Source organism: Mesorhizobium sp. M4A.F.Ca.ET.022.05.2.1, assembly GCF_003998845.1.
Taxonomy (GTDB): Bacteria; Pseudomonadota; Alphaproteobacteria; order Rhizobiales; family Rhizobiaceae; genus Mesorhizobium.
Genome location: NZ_RZOJ01000655.1, coordinates 1 through 1,959 on the forward strand (window position 1 = coordinate 1; position 1,959 = coordinate 1,959).

At 65.1% G+C, this 1,959-nt stretch carries 2 protein-coding genes and 1 pseudogene; all 3 read left to right on the forward strand.

The annotated features are described in order from the left end of the window. The coding region (gene map, locus EN745_RS34190; protein WP_127423270.1) for a type I methionyl aminopeptidase at positions 1 to 660 on the forward strand (660 nt) is incomplete at its 5' end. Between the two features lie 32 nt (positions 661 to 692). Then, positions 693 to 1,463, forward strand: a complete 771-nt coding sequence (gene radC, locus EN745_RS34195; protein WP_126054230.1) for a DNA repair protein RadC — start codon at positions 693 to 695, stop codon at positions 1,461 to 1,463. Between the two features lie 139 nt (positions 1,464 to 1,602). After that, positions 1,603 to 1,959: pseudogene (locus EN745_RS34200) on the forward strand (TIGR01458 family HAD-type hydrolase); the annotation flags it as partial.

The window sequence follows — 1,959 nt, forward strand, 5'->3', positions numbered from 1 at the left end:
GACCGTTTCGTCTTCGAGTTCGGCATGGACCATGGCGCGCTGCCGGCGACGCTCAACTATCGCGGCTACACCAAATCGTCGTGCACCTCGATCAACCACGTCGTCTGCCACGGCATTCCCGACAACAAGCCGCTGAAGGACAGCGACATCGTCAACATCGACGTCACGTACATCCTCGACGGCTGGCATGGCGATTCCTCGCGCATGTATCCGGTGGGCACCATCAAGCGCGCCGCAGAGCGCCTGCTCGAGGTCACCCATGAGTGCCTGATGCGCGGCATCGCCGCGATCAGGCCGGGCGCCCGCACCGGCGCCATCGGCGCTGCCATCCAGACCTATGCCGAGGCCGAGCGCTGCTCGGTGGTGCGCGATTTCTGCGGCCACGGCGTCGGCCAGCTTTTCCACGACGCGCCGAACATCCTGCACTACGGCACCGCCACCGAAGGCGTCGAGATGCGGCCGGGCATGATCTTCACCGTCGAGCCGATGATCAATCTCGGCCGCCCGCATGTGAAGGTGCTGTCGGACGGCTGGACCGCGGTCACACGCGACCGCTCGCTGTCGGCGCAATACGAGCACACGATCGGCGTCACCGACACCGGCTGCGAGATCTTCACGCTCTCGCCGAAAAAACTCGACCGCCCCGGCCTGCCGGCCTAGTCTCCCTCAAAGCCTTCGGGGGTGGCGGGTTCATGGGAAAAACCGGCGATGACGAGCGGGGATTTTTCTCCGAGCGGTGGATCGAACCGCCGGCCGGCAAAGCGGCGGTCGAAAAGAGGGCGACACCAGAACAGCCGCACTATCATGGCCATCGTGACCGTTTGCGTGAGCGTTTCACGGCCGCCGGCGCCGACGCCCTCCCCGACTACGAACTTCTCGAACTGCTGCTCTTCCGGCTGATCCCGCGCGTCGACACCAAGCCGATCGCCAAGGCCTTGCTGGCGCGCTTCGGCACCTTCGCCGAAGTGCTCGGCGCGCCGGTCAACCTGCTGCAGGAGGTGAAGGGCATCGGCCCCTCGGTGGCGGTCGACCTGAAGGTGATCGCCGCGGCCGCGCAGCGCATGGCGCGCGGCGAGGTGCACGGCCGCGAAATCGTCTCCAACTGGACGCAGCTTCTCGACTATTGCCGGTCAGCCATGGCCTTCGAAAACCGCGAGCAGTTTCGCGTGCTGTTCCTCGACAAGAAGAACGGGCTGATCGCCGACGAAGTGCAGCAGGTCGGCACCGTCGACCACACGCCGGTCTATCCGCGCGAGGTGGTCAAGCGCGCGCTGGAGCTTTCGGCCAGCGCCATCATCCTGGTCCACAACCATCCGTCCGGCGACCCGACACCGTCGCGCGCCGACATCGAGATGACCAAGCAGATCATCGAAACGGCAAAACCGCTCGGCATCGGCGTCCACGACCACATCATCATCGGCCGAAAGGGCAATGCGAGCATGAAGGGGCTGTTGTTGATCTGAGTTCGGTGTCGATCTGTGCCCCACGCCGGCGACTTGGCCCGACGAAAGCATAGGTAGCATAGCTACTTGCCGCAATCTGATCCCTTTCGCATTTGACGCATGGCGCGCTCCTCGTCATGCTGGGGTGATGACAAGGGGCGTGCTGCTGGACCTCGCAGGCGTCATCTATGATGGCGCGACTGCCATATCGGGCGGGGTCGACGCCGTCGCGCGTCTGCGCCAGGCCGGTTTTTCCATACGCTTCGTCAGCAACACCACGCGCTCGTCGAAAAAGAAGGTTCTCGACCATCTGGGGGCGATGGGCCTCACCGCCGCCAAGGCCGATGTCTTCACCCCGGCGCAGGCCGCGCGCGAATGGCTGCTGCGCAACGGCCGCGCGCCATATCTGCTGGTCCACCCCGGCCTCGAACCGGATTTCGGCGAATTGCCGGCCCGCGACAAGCGCGCCGTCATCGTCGGCGACGCTGGCGACGCATTGACTTACGCGGTGTTGAAC

Coding starts and splice junctions, on each gene's coding strand:
- radC (WP_126054230.1), top strand. CDS start 693: ATGGGAAAAACCGGCGATGACGAGCGGGGATTTTTCTCCGAGCGGTGG.